Here is a 3,532-nt window from a genome sequence, read left to right as displayed (position 1 = left end):
ATATTATAACTTCACCAAAATTGCGAGAGAACCAAAAGTACTTGACAATCTACAACCAGCACTTTTAGAATATATTAATTTTAAATTTAGGAAAGCAAAAAAGACTGGATAATCCAATCTTTTTGTAAGCCAAGGTGAGATCACCTTGCATATATATCAAATTTAATAATTAATAATAACTTTGGAATAGGAACGGTTGTATTTCGATTTACAATTCACTAGTCATATTTAGCAGTATGACTATAAACTATATCACTAATCCATTTTTTATTTAATTTAGTAATAGAAAAGACTTGATTATGGATTAATCTCAGCTTTTTCTTCTCTTGATAAACTTTTTTTATCAAAGACTTCGAAGATGTTTTTTATTTTAGATACGCTTTTTGAATCGAAGTTTTAGTAAATGAATAAGTGAAAATAGCATTCCTCACAGATTTCCTTTATTTATTTTCCGTTCTCATAGACTTCAACTATCATTTTTCAAATCATCAGTATGCCTATTTGCTGTTTTTTGCATGTAAACACTCCCATAACTTGATAATTATAGTTTAATATTTAAAATCTTTTTGTGTTCACACTTTTATACTAACTCTAATTTGAAGTAAAAAACATAAATGCACATTTCATCTAATGTTTGAAGATGAGTTCTTATAAATTAAGTTATTTTCAATCATACGATACTATAAACACTTTAACTAAATTTTATAACAATAGAAACCTTCATTTGGAGAGAACAAAACAAACATTAAAAAAACGAGTTGAATATAAGAAATTTAAAGATTTTGTTATATTTTGTCCCCCAAAAAAATTAACATACTATATTATCTGGGACTTAATATAGTTATTTGACGCTTACCTATAGTAAATCGCTCTAACCTTATATAACTACAGTGATTAATAGGAACCTTCTTTTTTGTTATAAGCGCAACTACAGAATTACTGGATAACTTAGGCAATAGATTATCTAACAATTTGTTTATTGAATCATTATTGTTTTTATTATTTTCCCAACTTACCATATTACCATAAGGCAAATCTGAAATAACAATATTTATTCCACTTAAATTTTCATTATAACAATCTGTAATATCTTCAACAAAACATTCAGTTTTTATCATATTATTCCTATTACATATAATGTTCATTAACTTTGATGAACTTTCCAGCGCCTCAAAATGAGAATCCTTGCCGAAATCGTGTATCATAGCATATATCTGTTCTATACGTTTATTTAACCCAGAAATAGATAATAATGATAAATTTTTTTTAGCAAGTGTTATTACGTTTTTATTAATATCAGATGCGTATATTTCAGATATATGCTTTCCATGTAAAAAACCTATTGATGTTAATAAATATGTGCCCCCACAACACGGATCATATATAGAGTAATTTTCATGTAAACCTTTTTCCCTCAATATCTTATTGCATCTTTGAAATATTTCGCTTGCTAGCCTTACTGGAAATGCAGTGGTCCCATGTTGATTATAAAGAACTCTACCACTAGAATAATCTTGATAATTAGTATTATCTATTTCAAATTTGTAACACACTTAAGCACCTCATTATCAATTTATTTAAATATATTCATTAATTATTGTGTATTCTATATAACATATTGTATATAGAAATCTAAGCTCATTATATCCTGTTATTTTATAACTGGCTAGTTTCTTAGTTTTTAAGTTTCAACTATCTTTTTATTTATTCTATCATAAACCTGTTCTAGTGCTAAATAGACATTAGCGACACACGTTCTCTATCCACTTACATATAAAATATCTCAATATACTCAAGTACAGGTACTATGGTTTTCTCAGTGGTCTTAAAATACCTTCTAGGGAAATTACTCATATTCCAACTTACTGCAAACACGTATCTCAGAAAAAAGTACCACAATAATTTCTCTAGTTCGTTGATAAGTATAATTTAAATTATTAATTCCTAGTTTTTCAGTCATTCTTTCACTCAGAGAGAATTTAATATTTGAAGTCTACATAAATTAATACTTATAGCTATGTATAATTATCTTTCCCGTTTCCGTCCACATGTAGATTATATCTCTAACAATTCTATTGTTAGATTTTTTCACAAAAAGTCGCAGTTGAAGATATTTTTATAACTGAAAGCTTATTATTAGACTAATTGATTGTCCCAAACTTCTTATAACCTCTTAACTTTATGTCATTTCCGATCATCAGGCACTCCACTTCATTATTGTTAATAGGCTCAATATTTTCATTATCCATGCGCAGTTGTTGAATTTACACTTAATTCACTTATTTTCAATACTGTTTCACATCTTCTAATATTATTTAATTTAAGCTATATTATACTATTTTGCCATATAGATCATTTTCTCACTTTTAGTATAACACAAGATCTTCTAGCATACCAAGGCTCTCCTAATATAGGATAGTGGACACGTTTGTAGATTGCCGAATATTTTTAGGTTCTTTACAAAGTCAGTTGAAAATGCGAAGTCTTTCATAGGAAATAATCTTTTTACGTAAAGTCTCAAAAGTACACCTTCCATAATATTATTCTCTTTATTACCTTTATATTATTTACACTGCCTTCTGCTAACACATTACTATATTTATACACGGTGCCATTAATATCAAGGTATCTTCTAAAAGTTTGTCTTGATATTCCTGTTTTCCTTGAAATTTCTCTTATTCAGTAACCTTGCTTATGCAAGTTACGAACTCCCTTTAAGCTTTTCTCCTTCTTAGTACCATTTTCTTTATGATTTAAGTTTTGATAATCATCTTCCTTAAGAATTAGCTCAGACTTACCGAGAGAAAGATATTTCTTAACAGTACGTATGTCCACCTTTAATTCTAATTCTATGTGTTTATGAGATTTACCACTATAATATAGAGTCTTTGCTTGATTCATTCTATTAAACTTTCTTGTATTAACTTAAGTTGTTTCCTCCTTAATCTTTTATTTGTTTGTTTCTGCAACTTTATCTTAGTTAACTAGTTTTTACAATAATAAGTTAAATTCTCCAATAGATGAAATCTATCACTGATCTGAATTGATTTCGGATGAGCCTTATTTATAGAAGTTAAATATGTCAGAATACTACACCTTAATCTTTAATATGAATAAAAGAATTATTTTAATATATTACCCAGTCGGAATGAAGAAACAGTAGAAGATTTTTTAAAGAAATATCCAAAAGAGCAAACTCCTCATTTATCACTAAAAGCTTGCTCTTTTCTACTTGTATATATTCTTAGTATTGCTTAACTCTCACATATCCTTATACATAAGGTGATTTAGGATACCCCTCTCTATACTTCCCTCTAGTCTGAAGCCCTCCTATGCCCTTTATCCCTGTTATTGTATTCTCAATAACATCAGTTATAGACACTACCTGATCTATCCTCGTGTAAGCTATCTTCTCACATACAAATACAGGATCTAGGCAGTGGATTAAAACGCGATTGGGACTTGAGGCGAAGTTTGCACCACCAAACTGAACTCAAGTGCAACATTTAAGAAGATCTTTTCTTCCTATCAA

2 protein-coding genes and 2 pseudogenes are annotated in these 3,532 nt (G+C 28.5%); all 4 read right to left on the bottom strand.

Going from position 1 to position 3,532, the window contains the following annotated elements:
- Positions 1–821 precede the first annotated feature (821 nt).
- Positions 822–1,553 carry a hypothetical protein gene (locus GXK57_RS26035; protein WP_160680929.1) on the bottom strand — a complete coding sequence of 244 codons (732 nt, stop codon included), beginning with the start codon at positions 1,551–1,553 and terminating at the stop codon, positions 822–824.
- A 912-nt stretch (positions 1,554–2,465) separates the two neighbouring features.
- A pseudogene (locus GXK57_RS26765) lies at positions 2,466–2,607 on the bottom strand (transposase); the annotation flags it as partial.
- A gap of 72 nt (positions 2,608–2,679) precedes the next feature.
- Positions 2,680–2,901, bottom strand: coding sequence for a hypothetical protein (locus tag GXK57_RS26030; protein ID WP_160680928.1), 222 nt, complete (start codon positions 2,899–2,901; stop codon positions 2,680–2,682).
- A gap of 370 nt (positions 2,902–3,271) precedes the next feature.
- Positions 3,272–3,481 (bottom strand): annotated as a pseudogene (locus GXK57_RS26025) (sporulation peptidase YabG); the annotation flags it as partial.
- Positions 3,482–3,532: the final 51 nt, after the last annotated feature.

It is taken from the genome of Clostridium sp. C8-1-8 (assembly GCF_009928445.1).
Taxonomy (GTDB): domain Bacteria; phylum Bacillota; class Clostridia; order Clostridiales; family Clostridiaceae; genus Clostridium_AR.
The sequence above is the reverse complement of the archived record's forward strand: the minus strand, read 5'-3'. Positions and strand labels throughout refer to the sequence as shown.